The following is a 21,512-nucleotide window of genomic DNA, read 5'->3' on the forward strand; positions in this document are numbered from 1 at the left end:
ACCTAGTGTCCTGCGCCAGGAATTCGGTCAAGATATGAGGCGAGGCGGTCGAGGATCTCGTCAGCGTCCTTGGTCCACACGAACGGCCTGGGATCGGCGTTCCACGTCGTGATCCAGTCGCGGATGTCGTTTTCCAGTGCACGTAAGGACTTGTGCGCAGCTCGACGCAGGCGTTTGTCGGTCAGCAAGCCGAACCATCGCTCCACCTGGTTGAGCCAGGAGGAGTAGGTCGGGGTGAAGTGCATGTGGAAGCGGGGGTGCGCGGCCAGCCACTTGTTGATCGTGGGGTGTTTGTGGGTGGTGTAGTTGTCGCAGATTAGGTGCACGTCAAGGTCGGCGGGCACCTGCTTGTCCAGTGTGGTGAGGAACTTCTTGAACTCCACCGCGCGGTGACGGCGGTGGATGGAGCCGATCACCTCGCCGCTGGCCACGTCGAGCGCGGCGAACAGGGTGGTGATGCCGTGCCGGATGTAGTCATGGGTACGGCGCTGCGGCAGGCCGGGCATCATCGGCAGCATCGGCGCGGACCGGTCCAGCGCCTGGATCTGCGACTTCGTGCGCCACGAGGCGCTGCACTATCGGGTGGAGGTGAGAGACCTCCGCCGTCGTCCTGTCGCAGCAGGTCGATGAAGCTGAGGGCAGCCTGATCCGGGAGGCGCCGGGGAGGGTGGGAGCAGCCCTGACAACGAGGAGACGGGCCGGCACTGCCAGACGGCTCGGGCTCACCTAGCGAGACGGAAAGGTGTACGTGAGGAACCAGCGGTTAAAGCCTCTCAAGAGATACACCGGCTCCAACCTGGCGGATGCGGGCCGGAGCGCGACGCACACCTGTCTTGACCGGATGTCCGGGACAGGGCGGGTGACTTTCGGGCCGGGTGAAGACGCCGGCAGGGAGGCCGCGAGGAAAGGCTGCGGCGTACTCGTGGCGATGTCGCAGGGGCAAAGCTGGGCACCGACCCCGTCGACCGGTGTGTGGTGAACGTGGGAAGCGTCCCGGGCTGGTCCCGCGTGCTGGCCGTCCAGGTCGGGTGCGGGCAGGCTCGTCGTCGGCTGAGCGGGCCGGGGCGTGGCGGAGCCGTCGTAGTAGTCCGAGGTCGGGAAAGCCGGCCACATGGCGAAGGGCGGCAGCGAGTCCGCGGCGATGGGAACGGAAGGGCAGGAGATCACCGGTGAATACGGGTGTGCTGTGGCCGACGGTCGAGGAGGCCGAGGCGCGGGTACTGCGGATCCAGACCAAGCTGCATCAGTGGGCGATCGATGGTCCTGGTCGCCGGTTCGACGACGTGTTCAATTTGGTGTGTGACCCGGCTGTTCTCGTTGTGGCGTGGACGCGGGTCAGGGGCAACAAGGGTAAGCGGTCGGCGGGGGTGGATGGTGTCCGTCCGGACGCCGTGTTCGCCGCCGAGGAGTGGTTCCTGCCCACCTTGAGGCGAGATCTCAGGGAGCGGCGGTTCGACCCGATGCCCGTGCGGGAGCGGATGATCCCCAAGCCGGGCAGCGCGAATCTGCGTCGCTTGGGTATCCCGACCGCGCGGGACCGCACCGTGCAGGCGGCTCTGAAGCTGGTACTGGAGCCGATCTTCGAGGCGGACTTCCAACCGTGTTCCTACGGTTTCCGTCCTCGGCGCCGGGCCCAGGATGCGATCGCGGAGATCCACCAGTTCACGTCCCGCTCGTATGAGTGGGTCCTGGAAGGGGACATCGAGGCGTGCTTCGACATGATCGACCACCCGGCCCTGATGGACCGGGTGCGTGGTCGGGTCGGGGACAAACGTGTTCTGGCTCTGGTGAAGGCGTTCCTGCATGCGGGCGTCCTCAGCGAGGACGGCGTGGTCAGGAACACCAGTACCGGCACACCCCAAGGCGGGATCCTGTCTCCGTTGCTGGCCAACATCGCCCTGTCAGTCCTGGACGAGCATTTCGCCCGGGCATGGGCGGCCAGCGGCACCTCGTATCGGCGGTTCGTGGCGCGCCGCAAGGGGTCGGCCACCTATCGGATCGTTCGCTACGCGGACGATTTCGTGGTTCTGGTGTCCGGGTCGAAGCGGCATGCCGAAGACCTCCGGGAGGTGGTGGCCGGACTGTTGGCCCCGATGGGCCTGCGGTTGTCGGCAGCCAAGACGAGGGTCTGTCACATCGATGAGGGCTTCGACTTCCTCGGGTTCCGCATCCAGCGGAAACGGAAGCGGGGCACGGACAAGCGCGTGGTCTACACCTACCCGTCGAAGAAGGCGCTGGCCTCGATCGTCGGGCGGGTCCGCGCGCTGACCCGCAGGTCGTCGCATCCAACACTTGCCGCCCTGCTGCGCCAACTCAACTTGGTGCTGCGGGGTTGGTGCGTCTACTTCCGTCATGGTGTGTCGAAGGCGACCTTCCACTACCTCGATGATTACGCCTGGCATCGGGTAGTGCGGTGGATTCGTAAGCGGCACAACAAAACGAAGTGGGCCGTCCTCATGCGCCGTTACCTTCCGGGGTGGCGACCGACGGAGGACGAGGTGACGTTGTTCCAGCCCCAGACGGTGACGGTCAGCCGTTACCGATACCGGGCGGCCAACATCCCTACACCCTGGGCAGTCATAACGCCAGAACCAGCAAAGTGATCCGCTGACACGGGCTCGTGGAGAGCCGGATGCTCAGGAATGGGCACGTCCGGTTCGGCGGGCGGGCCGGGGAAACGTAACGTTCGTAAGGACGTCAACGCGCCCCGGTCCGACCCAACTCGTCGACGCAGAGGACCAGCGCCTTGTCGGGCGGATTCAGGTAGAGCCCGACGACGTCGCGGACCTTGTCGACGAACTGCGGATCGTTGCTGAGTTTGAAGGTGTCGACCTGGTGGGGCTTGAGGTTGAACGCCTTCCAGATCCGTCCGACCGTCGACTTGGACAATCCGCTCTCGGCCGCCATCGAGGTCCGCGACCAGTGCGTGGCATCGGCCGGGGTCCGTTCCAGCGTGGCCACCACCAGTTCCTCGACCTGCTCGTCGGTGATCTTGCGCGGGGCGCCCGGACGTGGCTCGTCCACCAAGCCCTCCAGGCGCCTGTCCAGGAACCGTCGTCGCCACTTGCCCACCGTCTGCGGCCAGATCCCCAACTCGGCGGCGACGTCCTGATTGGATCCGCCGGCCGCGCACCCGAGCACGATTCGGCATCGCTGTGCCAATGCCTGCGACGACTTCGCCCGCCGCGCCCACCGTTGAAGCGTCTCGCGTTCCTCGTCGGTTAACACCACAGCGGCCACCGGCCGGCCTCTACCTGCCATCCGTCAATCCTACAATTAATCAACGAACTTTAGGCGCAGGACACTAGTCGGTGGGCGTCCTGATCGTCACCTTGAAGTCGGCCCCGATCTCCAGCGGCGCGGTCAGGTTCCAGCAGTTCTTGTCCGCCAACTGCTGCAGCGCCTGCACCCGGTCCACCGCGTCGCTCCACACCTTCTGCCGGCCGGTGGTGCAGGGGTTGCGCATGTGCTTGAGCCGGACCTGGTTGAAGTAGGCCAGGAACACCTGCTCGGTTATGCCCGAGACCGGTGTGCCGGAGGCCTCGATGATGGACTCGGTGATGAGCTTGGGCAGTCCGTCGCAGTCGCTGCTGCTGGCCCCCATCATCAGCGCGGTGTCGAAGAGGTCCTCGATGCCGAGGTTGCTGCGGATGTTGAGCTGGTTGGCGATGGCCAGCGCGGGCGTGAGGAAGAGCTGGTGGGCGACCCGGAGCTGGGCCTCGTCGAAGCGGCGGTCGGCGGCCGCGGTGCGCCAGTCGTTGACGAAGGAGTCGCCGAGGGCGACGGTGTCCTCGCTGTGGGTCTCCCCCAGCTTCTGCAACGTGGGCAGGTAGCGCCGCAACGGGTTGTCGGGCACGGCGTCGGTGTACTGGACGACCACGGTGAACAGGTCGCCCCGCGAGGTGCAGAAGCTGGCCCAGCCGGCCTTGAAGCCGCAGCCGTCGTGGTCGTTGACGATGCTGGCGTACTGGGGCGTGGTCTTGCTCTGCTCGAACACCGACGTGATGTCGTCGAGCATGGCCACGACCTGGGCGGGCAGGGTCGGCCCGGCCGGGGGCCTGGGCGTGGTGGTCGTGGTGGCGCCGCCGGTGGAGGTGGGGCCGCCGGTGGGCGAGGTCGAGGCGGCGGGCGGCGGGGACCCGGCCGGCGGCAGCGTGATCTGCGACGGGCCGGTCGGCACGACGACGGGTGGCGCGGCGGCGTCGGGGCTCGACGCGGGCATCAGTGTGGCGAAGGCGATGCCGACGCTGGTCACCAGCGCGAGCGCCACCGGGACGGCGGTCCGCAGCGGCAGGCCGCCGATCTCCGCGTCCCAGAACCCCTTGGACCGGGGCTCACCGCCGTTGCCGGGCTGCACTCGCGTTCGCTCCGTGGTCGATCGCATTGCGCACACTAGTGGGTTTACGCAGGTGGGAGCGACGCGGTTCAACCGATCGGCCTCCCGCATGGCGCGTTCGGTGCAGCCGAACACCGCAGCCGACAACACATCCGATGACTCAACAGATGTAACCGTATTCCGGGCGAATACTACGGCTATAGATCGGATGTCCAGCCTTGACGTCGCGGGCGTGACCGGAGTAGTCGTTCAGGGACAGCAACGAGCCTCCCGCCGCGGGCTCCATCGAGAGGAGCACGATGCCCAGCCCGCGCACGCGGGGCCGCTGGATCCGTCGGATCGGGCTCGTCCTGGTCGCCAGCCTCGCCCCGGTCCTGCCGGTCACGGCCACCGCCGCCCCCGCCCAGCCGTCAGCGACCGACTGGTCCAAGGCCGTCGTCGACTCGACGATGAAGCGCTTCACGCCGGCCACGCTCGGCAGCTGGGGCTACCAGACCGGCCTGTACCTCTACGGCCAGTACCTGGTCTACAAGCGCACGCACGACAAGGCCTACCTGGACTACATCAAGGCCTGGGTGGACCGCTTCGTCGACGCCGACGGCAAGGTCGGCAACAGCTTCAGCAGCCTGGACTCCATGCAGTCGGGCAACCTGCTGGTGCTGCTGTACCAGGAGACCAAGGACCCGCGGTACCAGAAGGCGGCCGCGCAGATCCGGACCCGTCTGAACACCTACCCGCGCACCGAGGACGGCGGCTTCTGGCACGCCACCAGCCGTGAGCACCAGCTCTGGCTGGACGGCACCTACATGGTGCTGCCGTTCCTGGAGCGCTACGGCGCCACCTTCAACGACGCCAAGTACGCCAACGCCGAGGCGGCCAAGCAGCTCGTGACCTACGGCAGCCACCTCGCCGACCCGTCCGGCTTCTTCTTCCACGCCTACGACGAGTCCGGCACGCAGACCTGGGCCGACCCCACCACCAAGCACTCGCCCGAGTTCTGGTGCCGCTCCATCGGCTGGTACGCCATGGCCAGCGTCGACGTCCTGGACTACACGCCGCGGTCCGACCCGAACCGGGCCAAGATCGTCAAGAACGTGCAGAACCTGGCCAAGGCGGTCCGCAAGTACCAGGACCCGGCGACCGGCCGCTGGTTCCAGGTGCCGGAGAAGCCCACGCTGGCCGGCAACTGGACCGAGACCTCCTGCTCGGCCATGTTCACCTACATGCTGTCCAAGGGCGTGCAGAAGGGCTACCTCGACCACAGCTACCAGGCCGTGGCCGACAGGGGCTACAAGGGCGTGCTGGCCAAGGTCTCCGTGGGCAGCGACGGCCTGACCAACATCGCCGACATCTGCATCGGCACCAACGTCGGCGACACCGCCTTCTACCTCGCACGGCCACGAGCCACCAACGACCCGCACGGCCTCGGGGCTTTCCTGATCATGAACGAGCAGATGCGCAACGCCCACACCTAGGCGGGGTCGTGATCCGGCCCGCGGCGGCTGTCGTCGCCGCGGGCCGGATCACGCCGGAATCAGCTCAGCACTTGCCCCACTTGAACCCGGTCAGGTCGTCGGTCCGCCCGGCCGCCGGGTTGAAGACGAAGGGCGTGCCGATGGTCGACCACTGGCCGCCGGCCCGGAACGTGAACTTCACGGCGGGGTGCTGCTCGTTGTTCAGAATATGGGTGAAGCCGCACGCGTCGGTCTGCGACACGTTCTTGACCGACCTCGTCGGATTGGACGTGAAAAGGTACTTGCTGGATATCCAGAGCCCCTGCGGCGAGCCCTGGAAGTTCGCCTGCGGGTAGGCCCACACCCAGGGGTTGGGATCGGCCGACGCCGCGGGCGCCACGGCGATCGTCACGCCGAGCCCCAGGGCCAGGGTGGCCGCGATCGTGGTGAACCGCTTCATAATCCCCTCCACATCACTTCGTTCTGCCGGTCTGGCGGTTTTTACGAATCGGACGGTAAGCGACCAGAAAATGGCCGGCAAGGTGGACCGGCCGGTCGGGCAGCCGCCGACGAACAACGGACACGCACCTCTTCAGAAGTGACCTTTTTCGTTTGAAAGTTGCTCGGAAATTCCCGCCGTCGTGGCCGGAGCGGCGAATTTCGGAAAGTGTTCACCCATGCGGTGTCACCTGCTTGTGCTGTGCGCGGCGCTCGTGGTGCTCGGCGGCTGCGCGCCGGCCGGCACGGGCCCCCGCGATCCCGTCCCGGTCGGAGAGCTGGCCGACGCCCTGCGCCAAGCGCTGCCCGCGGGCAGCACGGCTCGGGTGTCGCCGGCGGACCAGCCGGGCATGGTTCGTTACGACGACGGCAAGGGCGCCGTGGCCATGGCGGTCTCGGTCGGACGGGTGCCGCCGGATCAGGCCGACCAGGCCACGGCCTGCCCCCTGTACTCGCAGCACCCCTATGCCCGCTGCGTCCGCCACACCAGGCCGGACGGCGGGCTTGCCGCCGTCGACCAGGACCACGTCCAACCACTCACGCCGACCGGGGTCGAGAGGTGGACCGCGCTGTCCGTCACCGCAGCCGGCGAGTTCGTGTCGCTCGCGGAATGGAACGCGGCCGACGCCGACGCCGCACCCTCCCGGCCCCACCCCCCGTTGACCCCGGACCAACTGCTGGACGTCGCCGGCTCCCCTCGCTGGGTTCCGCTGGCGAAACGCCTGCCGGTGCAGCCGCCACCGCCGACAACGCCCGAGTTCGCCTCCGACCGGATCCTCGCCGTGCTGAGGCAAGAGCTTGCGCCGGCGATCCGCTTGGAACGCAAGGACACCACGAGCCGCGGCTACGTCGAGGCCACTGTGGACGATGGCGGCGGCGAGGGTCTGCTGACCGTCACCGTGCAGCAATGGCAGCGGCCGGACGATCCGGATCTGGTCGACCTCTTCCGGAATGCCCGGACGACCGCCGACGGCACGCAGGTGACGACCCGGCGGCAGTCTCCGACGGCCGACACCGTGCAGGAGGACGCCGATGCCCGGACACCGGGCGGCCTGCGGGTCGCGGTGTCGCAGGTGAACGCGCCCGCCTTCGGCCTCCCGGCCACCCGCGCGGCGCCGCTGCTCACCGTCGACCAGTTGACCCGGCTTGCGTCGGCTCTCCTGCGGGCCGTCGGTTGACTTGGCTCGATGAGTGGGAACGCTGTCTCACTACGGGTGCGGAACGGTCACACGACGGCACTACCGTCGCCGTAGTGACGAACCGCGCGGACGGCGCACCGGCATCGCGGGCCGAGGACGCCGATATCGGCGGCGGGCAACCGTGTTCGCGCTTGGGGTCCAGCGACGGGTACGGCTGGATGTCGCTGGTCGCTCGCACCTACAGCTGCCCATCGACCGTTGCCGAGTTCAGCACCGAATCGACCACGGCGCTCACCGTCGTGGTGACCACTCACGGCGTTCGGGAAGTCGCGTGCCGCGTCGACGGCCGCTGGCGGCAGACCATCCACCGAGCGGGATCCGCGCACGTCACCGCCCCGCTGACGTCGAGCACAATGCGTTGGCACGCCACAACATCCGCGCCGGTGCGGACGGTCAACATCTACCTGCGCCCGCACCTGGTGGACGAGGTCAGCTGGGCCATGGGCGGCGTCGGCATGCTGCTGCCCGGCGAACTCCCGGACATCCCCCTGCTGGAAGACCCGTACGTGGCCGCGACGGGCAACGCCATCGCCGACGCCGTCGAGCGCGGAGCCCCCGCGGCCTACGCCGACGCACTCGCCCACGGACTGACCGCACACCTGTTGCACGTCACCCACTTTCGGCCGCCCTCAGACCCTCCGTCGCCGCTCGGACGGACCATGCTGCGCACCGTGGCGAGCTATCTCCACGAGCATCTCCATGAGGACGTCACACTGTCCGACCTGGCGACGCTGACCAATATGAGCAGACATCACTTTCTGCGGATGTTCAAGAAGTCCACCGGGACGACGCCCCACCGCTACCTCGTTCAGCTGCGGCTGCGCAAGGCCGCCTGCCTTCTGCGGACCACCTCTCAGTCCGTGCAGCAGGTGATGGCCGCGTGCGGCTACGCCAGCATGGGCCCGTTCTCGGCGGCCTTTCGGCGGGAACACGGCTGCTCGCCGGGCCAGTTCCGACGGGAGCCCGGCTGACCGCCACTGAACGGCTTTCGCCGGACGAGGAGCGTGGCCACAGCTACTGATCGATGCTCGGAGCCCGGGCCGGCAGAAGGCCCGGGCACCGAACACGTCAGCCCTGGTCGTCCGATGGCTCGCGGACGACGGCGACCGGGCAGGGGGCCTGGTTGAGCACGGCATGGCCGATCGAGCCGAGGATGACTCGCTGCAAGCCGCCGCGGTGACGGCTGCCCACGACCAGCAGGGCGGCATCGGCGGCCCGGGCCAACAGGGCCTCGACGGGCTGAGAGTCGATCTCCTCGCGCTGGATGTCGAGATCGGGATGCGCCTCGCGCCAGGCCTCGACCTCGGCGACGACCGCGGCGTCCGCGACGTCCTGCTCGGCCGCGGCGGCGTTGCGCTGCTCGGTGGTGAGGCGCTCGACGAGCAGCGCGAACGGACTTGCGGAGCGACCGTGCACGGCACGTACCGGCAGCTTGTGCCGCGCGGCGAAGTCGAGGGCGAAGCGGGCGGCGTGGTCGCCGGTGCCGAGGCCGCCGACGCCGATCACCACCGACGAGCCGGGCGCGTGCGCAGCCTCGCTCCGGACGACCACGACGGGCCGGGAGGTGGCGTGCACGATCTCGGAGGCGGTGGACCCGAGCAGCGTCCGCGCCAGCGCGCCGTGACCGGAACCGCCCACGACAACCAGGTTGGCGTCCACGTTCTCGGCCTCGTTGGCCAGCGCGTCGGAGGCGAACCCGTCCACCAGCGCGACGGTGACGGCCAGCGCGGGCTGGTCCCGGCGCAGCCGCTCGGCCTCGGACTCCAACAGCTCCGAGAGCGCCTGCCGGATCTGGTCGAGGTCGGGTTCCGGCGGATAGCCGGGCAGGGCGCCGGGCGTCATCGCCGGCGACCACTGCGACTCCACGGCCTGCACGAGGCGCACGGGGCGGTCCCGCACGACCGCCTCCCGGGCCGCCCAGAGCGCCGCGCCCCGGGCGCCGTCCGACCCGTCGAAGCCGACTAGGACGGGACCACCGAACGATGAGGTCACGGGACATGTCCTTCCATCACGGATCACGGGCGTGTCCGAGGATGCCCGTGATCGGCTTCGCCGAACCCTGCGACCGGCCCGGCGATTACCATCGACGCCCATGACGAGCGTGGCGGGGCTGGTGCTGGCGGCCGGGGAGGGCCGGCGGTACGGGATGCCGAAGGCGCTGGTCGTCCACCGGGGCCGGCTGTTCGTGGAGTCGACGGTGGATCGACTGCGGGCGGCGGGATGCACGCGGATCGTGGTCGTGGCGGGGGCGGCGGCGGACGAGGTGCGGCGCGCGGATCTGGGCGACGCGGACGTGGTGGAGAACCCGGACTGGGCGACGGGGATGGGATCGTCGCTGCGCAAGGGAATCGAGGCCCTGCAAGACGAAGACGCGGTGGCCGTGATGACGGTGGATCTGCCGGGCGTCACGGCCGAGGCGATCACCAGGGTCCTCGAACGCGCGAGCACGAAAGCCCTGGCGGCGGCGACGTACGACGGCAGGCGGGGACACCCGGTGCTGATCGGGCGTGAGCACTGGCAAGGGGTGCATGAGGTGGCGCAGGGCGACAGCGGCGCGCGGGCTTACCTGAAGCGGCACGAGGTGACGGAAGTGGCCTGTGACGACGTGGCCGACGGGCACGACGTGGACCGGCCGGAGGATCTTCCCGGGTGAGGTAGCGTCCGCCCATGAGGTGGATCACGGGAATCGCGGCGGCGCTGCTGACCGTAACCATGGCCGTGCCGGCCCAGGCAACCCCGGGCCCGACCTGGCGGTTGCACACCACGGGCAGTGACGCCCGGCTGCGCGGGCTGAGCGCGGTGAGCCCGCTGGTGGCCTGGGCCAGCGGCAGCGCGGGCACGATCCTGCGCACGACCGACGGCGGCCGGACCTGGGAGCAGAAGGCCCCGCAGGGCACGGCGGCGCTGGACTTCCGTGACATCCAGGCGTTCGACGCGCAGCACGCCGTGGCGTTGTCGATCGGCGAGGGCGACAGCTCCCGCGTCTACCGCACGGACAACGGCGGCAAGACGTGGCAGCAGACACAGACCAACCAGGAGCCGAAGGGCTTCTACGACTGCATGGCCTTCTTCGACCAGCGGCACGGCCTGATCGTCGGCGACCCGCTGAACGGCCGCTTCGAGGTGCTGGCCACCGATGACGGCGGCCGTAGCTGGCAGATCCTGCCCAACACGGGCATGCCCGACGCGCAGCCGAACGAGGCCGGCTTCGCGGCCAGCGGCCAGTGCGTCGCCACGAGCGGCGCGAACGACGCCTGGATCGGCAGCGGCGGCGGCACGCAGTCCCGGGTCTACCACTCGGCCGACCGCGGCCGGACCTGGCACGCGACGGCCACTCCCCTGCCCAGCAACGCCTCCTCGGGCGTGTTCGCGGTGGCCTTCCGCGACCGCAACCACGGCGTGGCGGTCGGCGGGGACTACTCGCCGCCGAACGCGGGCGCGGCGGCCACGAGCCGGGATCAGGGCCGGACCTGGCAGGCGGCGAGCGTCGGCGGCTACCGCTCGGGCGCGGCCTGGCTGCTGGGCAATGCCGTGGTGGCGGTGGGCCCGACCGGCAGCGACCTGAGCTTGGACGGCGGCCAGCACTGGCGCCAGTTCGACACCGGCAGCTTCGACACGGTCGACTGCCCGAACCCGGTGACGTGCTGGGCCGCGGGCGAGCACGGCCGGGTCGCCACACTCGGCGTCGGCTGATTCGCCGTAAGCTCATGCCTTGACAAGCATATAGCCGGTGAGTTACTCCAAGCAGGTGGCCACGACCTTCGAAGTGCTCGCCGAGCCGAGCCGGCGCCGGATCCTCGACCTGCTGCGTGACGAGGAGCGGTCGGTCGGCCAGCTCGTCGACCAGCTGGAGCTGAGCCAGCCGGCGGTGTCCAAGCACCTGCGAGTGCTGCGCGAGGCCGGCCTGGTGACGGTGCGCATCGACGCCCAGCGCCGCTGCTACCGGCTGCGCCTGGACCCGCTGCGCGAGCTGGACGACTGGCTCGCGCCCTACCGGCGGCTCTGGTCGGACCACCTGGACGCGCTGGAACGGCACCTCGACAGCATCGCCGGCGACAGCGAGGCTTGACGGCCGGGGTTTAGTGGTGTGGACCATTTGAAACGATGCACGGAGGCACGTTCACATGACCGAGGACTACGGGACCTTCCTGCGTGACGAGCTGGGCCGCGTCGAGCTTCACAACGTTTTACACGCTGGACAAGGTCGCGGACGTGCTGCTCGCCGCCATCAAGGCGGACGGCACGGTGCTCACCGCGGGCGCCGGGCACTCGCTGGCCGCCGTCGCCGAGACCTTCTACCGCGCGGGCGGCCTGGCCTGCGTGCGCCCGCTGTACCACCCGTCGCTGCTGCCCATGCACGGCGCGCTGTCCAGCACGACGGCCGAACGCCGGTCGGGCCTGGCGGCCGAGGTCCTGGACGGCGTGGAGCTGACCGACAAGGACGTGCTGATCATCTTCTCCACCTCGGGCATCAACCCGTACCCGGTGGAGCTGGCCCGGCAGGCCAAGGCCGCCGGCACGCCGGTAGTGGCCTTCACCTCGATCGCCACCAGCTCGGTCGCCCCGAAGCGGGCCGGCACCACGCTGGCCGAGGAGGCCACGTTCGTGCTGGACAACCTGGTCATTCCAGGCGACGCCGCCTACCCGCCGGCCGCGCCGGTGACCGCGCCCAGCTCGTCGCTGGCCAACGCGTTCCTGTGGAACCTGCTGCTGGTGCGGCTGCTGGACCGCGCGACCGCGACCGGATTCGACCTGCCGCTGTGGCGCAGCGCCAACGTGGAGGGCGGCGACGCGGCCAACAAGGCGATGCTGGCCAAGTACACGCCCCGCATCGACGTGCTGGCGTGACGGAACAGACACCGGCGGTGAGTAGAAATACCGAGGAAAGGAAGTCGGGGAGGGTCTAGCGTCCGTCATGACGCTCAAGGGGGGCTTGAACTTCATGCAGTCGAAGACCAGATGGTGGATCCTGGGCACGGGCGGCACGGCGGTGGTCGTGGTCATCTCACTCGCCGGTTATCTGCTGTTCGCGCCCGGACCGCCGTCGTCCCATGCCGCAAGCGCGACGACGGCGGAGCAGCCCGCGGCGACGGCCGACAGTGTGGCGCAGGACTACGCGCACTCCTTCGGCGCGCTCGAGACCACGGCCGCCGCCCAGTTGACCGATGATCCGACGGCGGCGACCGCGGCGCTCACGGTCGTGTACAAGAACATGAGCAATGCTCGACTGACCGCGAGCCTGGTCGGGCCGGTGGCCAACAACGCCGCCACCATGAACGTGGACTGGCACGCCGGCACGCTCGACCTGGCCTACCAGGCACCGCTGCAACTGGTGCAGCGCAACGGGAAATGGCTCGTGCACTGGTCGGACGCGGACATCCATCCGGAGCTGGCCAAGGGGCAGTCGCTGACCCTGCGGACCACGCCCGGCGGCTCGTCGCTGACCGACCGCGACGGCAAGCCGCTCGCGCTCGACGCCGTGCCGAAGACACTCAAAGCCGGTGTGCAGCAAGCGATCGGGGGCGATCTCCAGGCCGTCGACGGGCACTCGATCACCATCGTCGACACCACCGGCGCCGACGTGAAGACCCTGCAAACCCAAGAGGGCGCCAAAAAAGCGGCCTACGCGCTGACCATCGACACCGCCACGCAGGCAGCGGCCCAGAAGGCGGTGGACGGCTTCCAGGGCGCGGCCACGATCGTGGCGTTACAGGCCTCGACCGGCGAGATCCTCGGCATCGCCACCAACAGCGCGTTCGACAGCGGCTCACTGAGCCCGCTGACCGGCACGTTCCCGCCCGGCTCCACGTTCAAGATCGTGACGTCGACCGCGGCGCTGCAGCACGGCCTGACCTCGAACTCCACGGTGTCGTGCCCGAACACCGTCCACATCGGACCGCGCACGATCCCCAACGAGGGCACGCTCAAGCTGGGCGCGGCGCCGGACTACGCCACCCCGCTGATCCAGGCCTTCGCGCAGTCCTGCAACACCACGTTCGCCCAGGTCGCGGCGAATCTGGGCGCGAACGACCTGCCCACCGCCGCCCGACAGCTCGGCCTCGGCGTGGACTTCGACATCCCGGGCATCACGACCAACACCGGACGCGTCGATGCCGCGACCGACGAGGTGGACCGCGCGGTCGACGGCTTCGGCCAGGGGACCGACCTGGTCAGCCCCTTCGGCATGGCGGTCGTCGCCGCCACCGTCCACAACGGACAGGTGCCGACGCCGGTGCTGATCAGGGGTCAGCAGAGCACCGCGGACGGCAAGGTCGCGGCACCGCCCGCGAGCGTGCTCACCCAGGTGCGGAGCATGATGCGCGAGGTGTGCACATCGGGCACCGCACGGGCGCTGGCCCCGCTGGCCGGCACGTACGGCAAGACCGGCACGGCCGAGGTCGGCGACGGACCGGCCCACGGCTGGTTCGTCGGCTACCGCAACGACGTGGCCTTCGCGGTGCTGCTGCCGCACGCGGACTCGTCCGCACCCGCGGTGACCCTGGCGGGCAGCTTCCTGCGCGCGATCGGCTGATCCCAACTGATCACCCGGACGGCGTTGATCACCCTATCGGACCAAGGGGTTCAAGGCGTGAAACGGTCGTCCGGGTGCAGCCTCGCCCTACTTCTTCTTGGTCCTGGTAGCACCGCCCCGGCCCCGAAGAGTGACGCCGGACTCGGACAACACCCGGTGCACGAAGCCGTAGGAACGCCCCGTGGACTCCGCGAGCGCGCGGATGCTGGCGCCCTTCTCGTACTTCTTCTTCAGGTCAGCGGCCAGCTTGTCCCGCGTGGGCCCCGTGATCCGGGCGCCCTTCTTCAGGTCAGCCACCTTGTCCCGCCTTCCGTGGGAGTGCAGGTCGGGCCCCGTTCGGCCCCTGTCGTCGCAATGATCGAACACGACGGGCCCGAACGCCAGACGATCAAGCAAAATCATCGCTCGGTGATCGTTGAGTTACCTCTGGCTGATCACCGGAGTGAATGAAGTGATCAGAGTGGCCATTGATGCAGATCAGCGCCTCGACCAGCGGATCAGGCCAGCTCGATCAACTCGAGGTAGTCCTCCGACCAGTGGTCCTCCTGGCCGTCCGGCAACAGGATCACCCGCTCGGGTTCCAGGGCCTGCACGGCGCCCGGGTCGTGGGTCACGAGCACGACCGCGCCCTCGAAGCGCCGCAGCGCGTCCAGCACCTGCTCCCGGCTGGCCGGGTCCAAGTTGTTGGTTGGCTCATCCAACAGAAGCACGTTGGCCGCGCTGGACACAAGGCCCGCCAGCGCGAGCCGGGTCTTCTCGCCGCCGGACAGCGTGCCCGCCGGCTGGTCCAGCTGCTCCCCGCTGAACAGGAACGTGCCGAGCAGCGACCGCAGCTGCTGCTCCTGCGTGTCCGGCGCGGCGTGCCGGATGTTGGCCCAGACCGACGCGTCGTGGTCGAGGGTCTCGTGCTCCTGCGCGTAGTAGCCGATCCGCAGGCCGTGCCCGGGCACGAGCTCGCCGGCGTCCGGCTTCTCCATGCTGCCCAACAGCCGCAGCAGCGTGGTCTTGCCGGCGCCGTTGAGCCCGAGCACCACGACCTTGCTGCCCCGGTCGATGGCCAGGTCGACGCCGGTGAAGATCTCCAGCGAGCCGTAGGACTTGCTCAGACCCTCGGCCATCAGCGGCGTCTTGCCGCACGGGGCCGGCTGCGGGAAGCGGATCTTGGCCACCTTGTCGGCGACGCGCTGGTCCTCCAGCCCGGACAGCAGCTTCTCGGCCCGCTTGGCCATGTTCTGCGCGGCCACCGCCTTGGTCGCCTTGGCCCGCATCTTGTCGGCCTGGGCCATCAGCGCGGACGCCTTCTTCTCGGCGTTGGCCCGCTCGCGGCGGCGGCGCTTCTCGTCGCTGGCCCGGGCTTCGAGGTACTTGCCCCAGCCCATGTTGTACAGGTCGACCTCGCCGCGGGTGGCGTCGAGGAACCAGACCTTGTTGACCACGTCGGCCAGCAGCTCGACATCGTGGCTGATCACGACCAGGCCGCCGGTGTGCTGCTTGAGGAAGGACCGCAGCCACGAGATGGAGTCGGCGTCGAGGTGGTTGGTCGGCTCGTCGAGCAACAGCGTGGTGCCGGCCTTGCCGCCGACGCCGGACTCCGAGGCGCCGAACAGGATCCGGGCCAGCTCCACGCGACGGCGCTGGCCGCCGGACAGCGTGCTCAGCGGCTGCGCCAGCACGCGGTCGGCCAGGGCCAGGTTGGCGCAGATGCGGGCCGCTTCGCTCTCGGCCGCGTAGCCGCCGAGGGCGCCGAAACGCTCCTCCAGCCGGCCGTACTTGCGGACCGCCTTGTCCAGCGCGTCCTGGTCGACCAGCTCGGCCATGCTGGTCTGCGCCTTCTCCATCTCGCGCAGCAGCTGGTCGAGGCCGCGGGCGGACAGCACGCGGTCCTTGGCCGTGACCGACAGGTCGCCCTCGCGCGGATCCTGTGGCAGGTAACCGAGTTCGCCGCTGCGGCGGACCTCGCCCGCGTAGGGCTGGCCCTCGCCGGCGAGCACCCGCAGCGAGGTCGTCTTGCCGGCGCCGTTGCGGCCGACGAGGCCGATCCGGTCACCCGGCTGCACGCGCAGCGTGGCGTCGGAGAGCAGGATGCGCGAACCCGCGCGCAGTTCAAGGTCAGTGACGGTGATCAAGGGAGACTCCGGGGTCGAGGGTGATCGCGGGCAAGGCACGTCCGCCCACCGGCTCGCGGCCGGCGGGCCCGGAGGCCGCCTAGCAGATCAGCTTGATCACGCACCCAGTTTACGTGCTCATGCGAACCGATTTCGCCAACCCCGGGCTTCGGTCCGCGGTTGTGACGCGACGCACAGCGACAAGACGTCAAATGTGAATGTCTTGACTAGTCCATTCGAGCTATGCCTACACTCCATCGGCCCTAATGAAGTTGCTAGATCAACAACTTCCAGTGACCGCCCGAGATCAATTTCCGCCGCCGTTGATCTCTTTCCGGGGTAAGCGCTTTCCCTTGACGCTGCCGCGCGCCCGGAATCCGACCCGGTGAGGGGATTTCCTTGCTCCGACCACGCAAGTGGCTGCCTGCCGCGGCCGCGACCCTGCTTGCCGTCCTCGTCACGCCGACCGCCGTGGCCGCACCTGCCGGTCCGCTGGAGGCGGGCGGCTCCAACTACGACTTCTACTCGTTGAGCGGCGGCTGCGACCGCGAGCCGTACGGCACCGTCGACAGCTTCGACCGGGGCCGCGACACCATCACCGCGCAGCTGGCCCAGATGTACTCCGCCGGCCAGCGGCGGCTGCGCATCGGGATCTTCCACCAGCACGGCGCCGATTCCGGCACGGTGATGGACTCCAGCACCGGCGATCTCTCCCCTGTCGATCGCCAGCAGCTCGTCGACCTGCTCGCGGCGGTGCGCTCCGCCGGGTTCCAGGAGATCGAGGTGGCCTTCCACCCGCAGGGCGACGACGACCCGCACAACTGGAACGCCATGGACTCCTCCGCGTACGAGGAGGACTGGGGCGTCATCTCGCAGCTGCACCCGTTGATCGAGGCCGCCGGCATCCCGTACCGGATCGACCTGCTCAACGAGGGCATGCCCATGTCCAACGAGACCGTGCTGCGGCAGTACACGCAGCGGCTGTGGGCCGACTACACCGGGCGCTTCGGCCGTGACGACACCGTCGGCTTCTCCATGACGGTGTGGATCGCCGACCGTGCCACCCAGCTCTCCGCCGTCTACGGCGACAACCCGCCCGACGTGTTCGACGTGCACCTCTACGGCGACAGCTGGAACGGTGACGAGTACAGTCAGTTCGTCGACGCCGACAAGAAGATGACCTCCTTGGGCTACCACCAGCCGTGGATCATCGGCGAGACCTTCTTCGACGACGCCACCGCCGCCGACGGCATCCGCCGCGCCATCGCCGACACCGGCCGCTCCGTGCGCTACCTGACCCAGTGGCCCCTGACCCGGGCCAAGCAGTGCTCCGACGTCGACCAGGCCCCACCCATCTCCTACGCCGCCTTCAGCGCCGCCGGCTTTTAGTCCCCGGCTTATGCAGGGAAGGACGCCTTACCCTCGTTGAAAAACAAAAAAATAAAACCCAAAATCAATGAAGATAGTGACACGACGGAACGGGGCGGGGAGGGGTGCCAGGCTGGTGCCTGGTGATCGGCACGGGTGAAGGGGCGTTCCTTGCTTCGACCGCGCGAGTGGCTGCCCGTGGCGTTGGCGATCGTGGTGGGCCTCGCGGCGATCCCCCTTCACCCGGTGGCCGAGCCGCAGGACGTCGGCGGCTCCAACTACGACTTCTACGGCCTGGCCAACGGCTGCGGCCGTGAGGCGTACGGCACCGTGGACAGCTTCGACCGGGGCCGCGACACCATCACCGCGCAGCTGAGCCAGATGTACTCCGCCGGCCAGCGGCGGCTGCGCATCGGGATCTTCCACCAGCACGGGCGGGACACCGGCACGGTGATGGACTCCAGCACCGGCGACCTGTCCCCCGCCGACCGTCGGCAGCTGACCGAGCTGCTGGCGACCGTCAAGAAGGCGGGCTTCCAGGAGATCGAGGTGGCCTTCCACCCGCAGGGCGACGACTCCCCGCAGGACTGGGACGCCATGGACGAGCAGGCGTACCGGGAGAACTGGAGCCTGATCGCCAACCTGCATCCGCTGATCGCCGCCGCCGGCATCCCCTACAAGATCGATCTGCTCAACGAGGGCATGCCGATGTCGACCGAGCCGGTGCTGCGCCAGTACGCGAAGCGGCTGTGGGCCGACTACACGGCGAAGTTCGGCAAGGCCGACACGGTCGGGTTCTCGATGACGGTGTGGATCGCCGACCGTGCCACCCAGCTGCCCACCGTCTACGGCTCGAACCCGCCCGACCTGTTCGACGTGCACCTGTACGGCGACAGCTGGAACGGCGGCGAGTACTCCCAGTTCGTGCAGGCCGACAAGAAGATGACCTCGCTGGGCTACCGCCAGCCGTGGATCATCGGCGAGACCTACTTCGACGACGTCCTGGCCGCGCAGGGCATCCGGCAGGCCATCGGCGCCACCGGCCGCCAGGTCCGATACATCACCCAGTGGCCGCTCAGCCGCGACCGCCGGTGCGCCGATGTCGACGTCGCCCCGCCGACCCGCTTCCTGACCGGCATCTAGGACACCAACGGCCGCACCTGCTCGGCCACGAAGCGCACGAAGCCGACGGGATCGGGCTCGTCGCCGGTGGGCTGCAGGATGACCGTGTCGGCCCCGGCGTCGGCCAGCTCACGGACGGCGGCCGCGACCGTCTCGGCGTCGCCGGCCACACCGTGCTCGGGGTCGTTGCGGCGCAGGCGCTCCAGGGCGCCGGGACCGGTGGCCACGTGCAGGGCGGCGATGATCTCGTGGTCGATGTACTCCCGCAGCCGGCGAACACCCTCGACGGTCTCATCGGCCACGAGCAGCGTGCCGTCGGCCGATTCGGCGGTCAGCCGCAGGGTCTTGGGCCCCTGGCCGCCGGCGTACACCTTCACCGGGCTCGACGGCGGCCAGTCCAGGCGGACCCGGTCCAGCTTCACGTACCGGCCGTCGACCGTGACCTCCTCGCCCCGCAACAACGCCCGCAGCGCGTCGAGGTACTCCCGCAGCAGCGTCATCGGCGAGGCCACGCGGGCCCCGGTCTGCCCCATCCAGCTCTGCACGCCGTGACCGACGCCGACGATCACCCGATCGGGGAACAGCCGGTGCAGGGTGGCCACCTCCATGCCGGCCAGTGCGACGTTGCGCAGCGGAACCGGCAGCAGCCCGATGCCGACGCGGACCCGCTCCGTCCAGGCGAGTGCGGCGGCCGCGGCGGCGATGCCGCTCTCCGAGAAGCAGTCCTCCCACACCCACAGCTGCTCCAGGCCCAGCGCCTCGGCCGTCTCGGCCATGGGGCGCAGGGTCTCGGGCGGGAACTGGGGGCGGAACACGGTGCCGAGGGCAGTCATGCCGCCTTTCCTACCAGCCGCCGGTCCGGTTGATCACGTCCAGCAGCGTGCCCGGCTCCTCGACGTGCAGGTTGTGCCCGAGGCCGGGCAGCACCTCCACGTTCTCGGCCAGCGCGCGGACCTGCTCGGGGGAGCTCATCGGGTCGTTCTCGCCGGTCACCATCAGCACCGGGCACTTCGCGGCGGCGAGCAGCCCACGCATGTCCGGCCGGCCCACGGCGAAGGTCGACGGGTCCAGGGCCAGCCGCCAGCCGTCGCCGGTCGCGGCCAGGCCGTCGGGATCGGCCGGCATCAGACCGCCGAGACCGGACACCTTGAGGTAGCGCTGAGCAGCCTCTTCCTTGCTGCCGAACGTCTTCACCGGCCGCTGGGCCATCGCGGCCGCCCCCGCCAGCTCGTCGTCGGTCCACTCCACCTTCACGCCGACGGCCACCGCGCGCCGGACCTCCACGCCGTACCAGCCGCTGGCCAGCGCGACCGCCAGGACGCCGCCCAGGGAGTGCCCGATCACGGTGACGGGCTCGCCGGCCGGCAGGTGTTCGGCCACCGCGCCGGCCATGGCGCCGAAGGAGTACCGCTTCAGCCGGCCGGATCTGCCGTGCCCGGGCAGGTCGGGGGCGATCCAGCGGCGGTCGAGCCGCTCGACGAGGCCGTCCCACACCGCGCCGGTCGCGCCCAACCCGTGCAGCAGCAGCACGGTCGGTCCGCCGGCTCCGCCTGTTCGCACCCTCAACGTGTCCACCGTCCGGATCTTTCCCCACCACGGCCCCGGCGGGCTAGCGTCGTGGCCGTGGACGCCAGCGTGATCAACGATCCGGAGACCTACGTGCGCGGTGTGCCGCACGAGGTTCTCTCCTCGCTGCGGGCGGAATCCGCCGTGGTGCGGGTGGACGACTTCTGGGCGGTGCTGCGGCATGCCGAGGCGCGGCAGGTGCTTCGCAACCCACAACTGTTTTCGTCCACGCTGGGCGGCACCCAGATCCGCGATCCGCTGACGGCCGAGGATCTCCGGTACGTGCGGCGAATGATGCTCAACATGGATCCGCCGGACCATCCCCGGCTGCGCGGCCTGCTGGCCCGGGCGTTCACGCCGCGGGCGGTGGCGCGGCTGACCGATCGGATCACCGTATGGGCGGATGACCTCGTGGCCGCGGTGCAGGGCGACGGCGGCGCCGATCTGGCCAAGCAGCTGGCCGATCTGCCGCTGCTGGTGTTGGCCGAGGTGTTCGGCGTGCCGGAGCAGGACCGGCGGCTGATGTTCGACTGGAGCAGCCGCGCCATCGGCTTCCAGGACGCCGAGTACGCCGCGATCGACACCGTCGACGCCTCGGGCGTGACCGACATGGCCCGTGCGGCGCTGGCCGTGCGCCCCAAGCCCGGGCCCGATGGCCTGATGCCCGATCCCCGCAGCCGCAACGGCATGCCCGACCTCTACGCCTACGCGACCGCCCTGGGCGAGCACAAGCGTTCACAGCCGGGCGACGACGTCATGAGCAACCTCATGCGGCACGTCGACGACGACGGCGGGCGGGTGTCGATCGAGGAGTTCGAGAACCTGTTCTGGCTGTTCTCCGTGGCCGGCAACGAAACCCTGCGCAACGGCATCCCCGGCGGCCTGATCGCCCTGATGGCCCATCCCGTCGAGTACCGGCGGCTGCTGGCCGACCGGTCGCTGCTGACGACCGCCATCGACGAGATGCTGCGCTGGTGGACGCCGGTGATGCACTTCCGCCGCACCGCCACCGACGACACCACACTGTCCGGAGTGGACATTCGCGCCGGGGACAAGGTGGTGGTGTGGTTCTCCTCGGCCAACCGGGACGAGCGGGTGTTCCCCGACCCGCACCGCTTCGACGTCGGCCGCACCCCCAACGACCACCTGACCTTCGGCCACGGCCCGCACTTCTGCCTCGGCGCCCAGTTGGCCCGGGCCCAGATGACCGCTGTGTTCACGGCCGTGTTGGACCGTTTGGGGGAGGTTCGCCCGGCCGGCGAGCCGATCCGGCTACGGTCCAGTTTCCAGAACGGAGTCAAGAGCCTGCCGGTCACGTGGTGACCACGCCTG

General features: G+C 69.5%; 20 protein-coding genes and 1 pseudogene. 12 read left to right on the forward strand and 9 right to left on the reverse strand.

Annotated elements, in window-relative coordinates; all coding sequences use genetic code 11:
* Positions 1-2: 2 nt before the first annotated feature.
* The gene (locus KUTG_RS06370; protein ID WP_369794618.1) at positions 3-545 is read right to left on the reverse strand and encodes an IS630 family transposase; all 543 of its coding nucleotides are present in this window, start codon (positions 543-545) and stop codon (positions 3-5) included.
* Positions 546-1,169: 624 nt separating this feature from the next.
* Between KUTG_RS06370 and ltrA the strand changes: the two genes are divergently transcribed.
* The gene (ltrA, locus tag KUTG_RS06380; protein WP_043714528.1) at positions 1,170-2,603 is read left to right on the forward strand and encodes a group II intron reverse transcriptase/maturase; all 1,434 of its coding nucleotides are present in this window, start codon (positions 1,170-1,172) and stop codon (positions 2,601-2,603) included.
* A gap of 118 nt (positions 2,604-2,721) precedes the next feature.
* Here the strand turns inward: ltrA and KUTG_RS06385 are convergent.
* Together KUTG_RS06385 and KUTG_RS06390 are read right to left on the reverse strand one after the other, a co-directional pair.
* Positions 2,722-3,261 (reverse strand): annotated as a pseudogene (locus KUTG_RS06385) (IS630 family transposase); the annotation flags it as partial.
* 43 nt (positions 3,262-3,304) lie between these two features.
* The gene (locus KUTG_RS06390) at positions 3,305-4,357 is read right to left on the reverse strand and encodes a chitosanase (protein ID WP_043715608.1); all 1,053 of its coding nucleotides are present in this window, start codon (positions 4,355-4,357) and stop codon (positions 3,305-3,307) included.
* 278 nt (positions 4,358-4,635) lie between these two features.
* Between KUTG_RS06390 and KUTG_RS06395 the strand changes: the two genes are divergently transcribed.
* Positions 4,636-5,811: a glycoside hydrolase family 88/105 protein gene (locus tag KUTG_RS06395; RefSeq protein ID WP_052394119.1), complete on the forward strand. Its 1,176-nt coding sequence runs from the start codon at positions 4,636-4,638 to the stop codon at positions 5,809-5,811.
* A 64-nt stretch (positions 5,812-5,875) separates the two neighbouring features.
* Here KUTG_RS06395 and KUTG_RS06400 read toward each other — a convergent pair whose 3' ends face one another.
* Positions 5,876-6,250 (reverse strand): hypothetical protein, encoded by a 375-nt coding sequence (locus KUTG_RS06400; RefSeq protein ID WP_043715609.1) that lies wholly within the window; start codon positions 6,248-6,250, stop codon positions 5,876-5,878.
* Between the two features lie 217 nt (positions 6,251-6,467).
* Between KUTG_RS06400 and KUTG_RS58070 the strand changes: the two genes are divergently transcribed.
* Together KUTG_RS58070 and KUTG_RS58075 are read left to right on the forward strand one after the other, a co-directional pair.
* On the forward strand, positions 6,468-7,466 hold the full coding sequence (locus tag KUTG_RS58070; protein ID WP_043715610.1) for a hypothetical protein: 999 nt from the start codon (positions 6,468-6,470) through the stop codon (positions 7,464-7,466).
* Positions 7,467-7,540: 74 nt separating this feature from the next.
* On the forward strand, positions 7,541-8,458 hold the full coding sequence (locus tag KUTG_RS58075; protein ID WP_052394121.1) for a helix-turn-helix domain-containing protein: 918 nt from the start codon (positions 7,541-7,543) through the stop codon (positions 8,456-8,458).
* Positions 8,459-8,555: 97 nt separating this feature from the next.
* Here the strand turns inward: KUTG_RS58075 and KUTG_RS06415 are convergent, their stop codons facing one another.
* Positions 8,556-9,479, reverse strand: a complete 924-nt coding sequence (locus KUTG_RS06415) for a universal stress protein (protein ID WP_043715611.1) — start codon at positions 9,477-9,479, stop codon at positions 8,556-8,558.
* A 100-nt stretch (positions 9,480-9,579) separates the two neighbouring features.
* Between KUTG_RS06415 and KUTG_RS06420 the strand changes: the two genes are divergently transcribed.
* The 5 genes from KUTG_RS06420 to KUTG_RS06440 all read left to right on the forward strand — a co-directional run bounded on the left by KUTG_RS06420 (position 9,580) and on the right by KUTG_RS06440 (position 14,019).
* Positions 9,580-10,140: a nucleotidyltransferase family protein gene (locus tag KUTG_RS06420; protein ID WP_043715612.1), complete on the forward strand. Its 561-nt coding sequence runs from the start codon at positions 9,580-9,582 to the stop codon at positions 10,138-10,140.
* A 14-nt stretch (positions 10,141-10,154) separates the two neighbouring features.
* On the forward strand, positions 10,155-11,180 hold the full coding sequence (locus KUTG_RS06425) for a WD40/YVTN/BNR-like repeat-containing protein (protein ID WP_043715613.1): 1,026 nt from the start codon (positions 10,155-10,157) through the stop codon (positions 11,178-11,180).
* A gap of 55 nt (positions 11,181-11,235) precedes the next feature.
* Positions 11,236-11,556: an ArsR/SmtB family transcription factor gene (locus KUTG_RS06430; RefSeq protein ID WP_043728474.1), complete on the forward strand. Its 321-nt coding sequence runs from the start codon at positions 11,236-11,238 to the stop codon at positions 11,554-11,556.
* An 83-nt stretch (positions 11,557-11,639) separates the two neighbouring features.
* Entirely contained in the window at positions 11,640-12,335 is a 696-nt protein-coding gene (locus KUTG_RS06435; RefSeq protein WP_052394122.1) for a sugar isomerase domain-containing protein, read from the forward strand.
* A 67-nt stretch (positions 12,336-12,402) separates the two neighbouring features.
* Complete coding sequence (locus KUTG_RS06440; protein WP_052394124.1) at positions 12,403-14,019, forward strand: penicillin-binding transpeptidase domain-containing protein; 1,617 nt, start codon at positions 12,403-12,405, stop codon at positions 14,017-14,019.
* Positions 14,020-14,106: 87 nt separating this feature from the next.
* Here the strand turns inward: KUTG_RS06440 and KUTG_RS06445 are convergent, their stop codons facing one another.
* Together KUTG_RS06445 and KUTG_RS06450 are read right to left on the reverse strand one after the other, a co-directional pair.
* A complete protein-coding gene (locus KUTG_RS06445; RefSeq protein ID WP_255360854.1) occupies positions 14,107-14,421 on the reverse strand; it encodes a helix-turn-helix domain-containing protein in 315 nt (104 codons plus the stop codon).
* Positions 14,422-14,516: 95 nt separating this feature from the next.
* Entirely contained in the window at positions 14,517-16,145 is a 1,629-nt protein-coding gene (locus KUTG_RS06450; protein WP_043715614.1) for an ABC-F family ATP-binding cassette domain-containing protein, read from the reverse strand.
* Positions 16,146-16,523: 378 nt separating this feature from the next.
* On the opposite strand from KUTG_RS06450, the gene KUTG_RS06455 reads away from it, so the two are divergent.
* Positions 16,524-17,513 (forward strand): hypothetical protein, encoded by a 990-nt coding sequence (locus KUTG_RS06455; protein WP_043715616.1) that lies wholly within the window; start codon positions 16,524-16,526, stop codon positions 17,511-17,513.
* 150 nt (positions 17,514-17,663) lie between these two features.
* Positions 17,664-18,635, forward strand: coding sequence for a hypothetical protein (locus KUTG_RS06460; protein ID WP_157494361.1), 972 nt, complete (start codon positions 17,664-17,666; stop codon positions 18,633-18,635).
* On the opposite strand, the gene KUTG_RS06465 is transcribed toward KUTG_RS06460, so the two are convergent.
* A complete protein-coding gene (locus KUTG_RS06465; protein WP_043715620.1) occupies positions 18,632-19,447 on the reverse strand; it encodes an LLM class flavin-dependent oxidoreductase in 816 nt (271 codons plus the stop codon). The genes KUTG_RS06460 and KUTG_RS06465 overlap by 4 nt on opposite strands.
* A 10-nt stretch (positions 19,448-19,457) precedes the next feature.
* Complete coding sequence (locus KUTG_RS06470; RefSeq protein ID WP_043715622.1) at positions 19,458-20,189, reverse strand: alpha/beta fold hydrolase; 732 nt, start codon at positions 20,187-20,189, stop codon at positions 19,458-19,460.
* Positions 20,190-20,249: 60 nt separating this feature from the next.
* Between KUTG_RS06470 and KUTG_RS06475 the strand changes: the two genes are divergently transcribed.
* Entirely contained in the window at positions 20,250-21,503 is a 1,254-nt protein-coding gene (locus tag KUTG_RS06475; protein WP_043728484.1) for a cytochrome P450, read from the forward strand.
* The last annotated feature ends 9 nt before the right edge of the window (positions 21,504-21,512 follow it).

The sequence above is a fragment of the Kutzneria sp. 744 genome (assembly GCF_000568255.1).
Lineage (GTDB): Bacteria > Actinomycetota > Actinomycetes > Mycobacteriales > Pseudonocardiaceae > Kutzneria.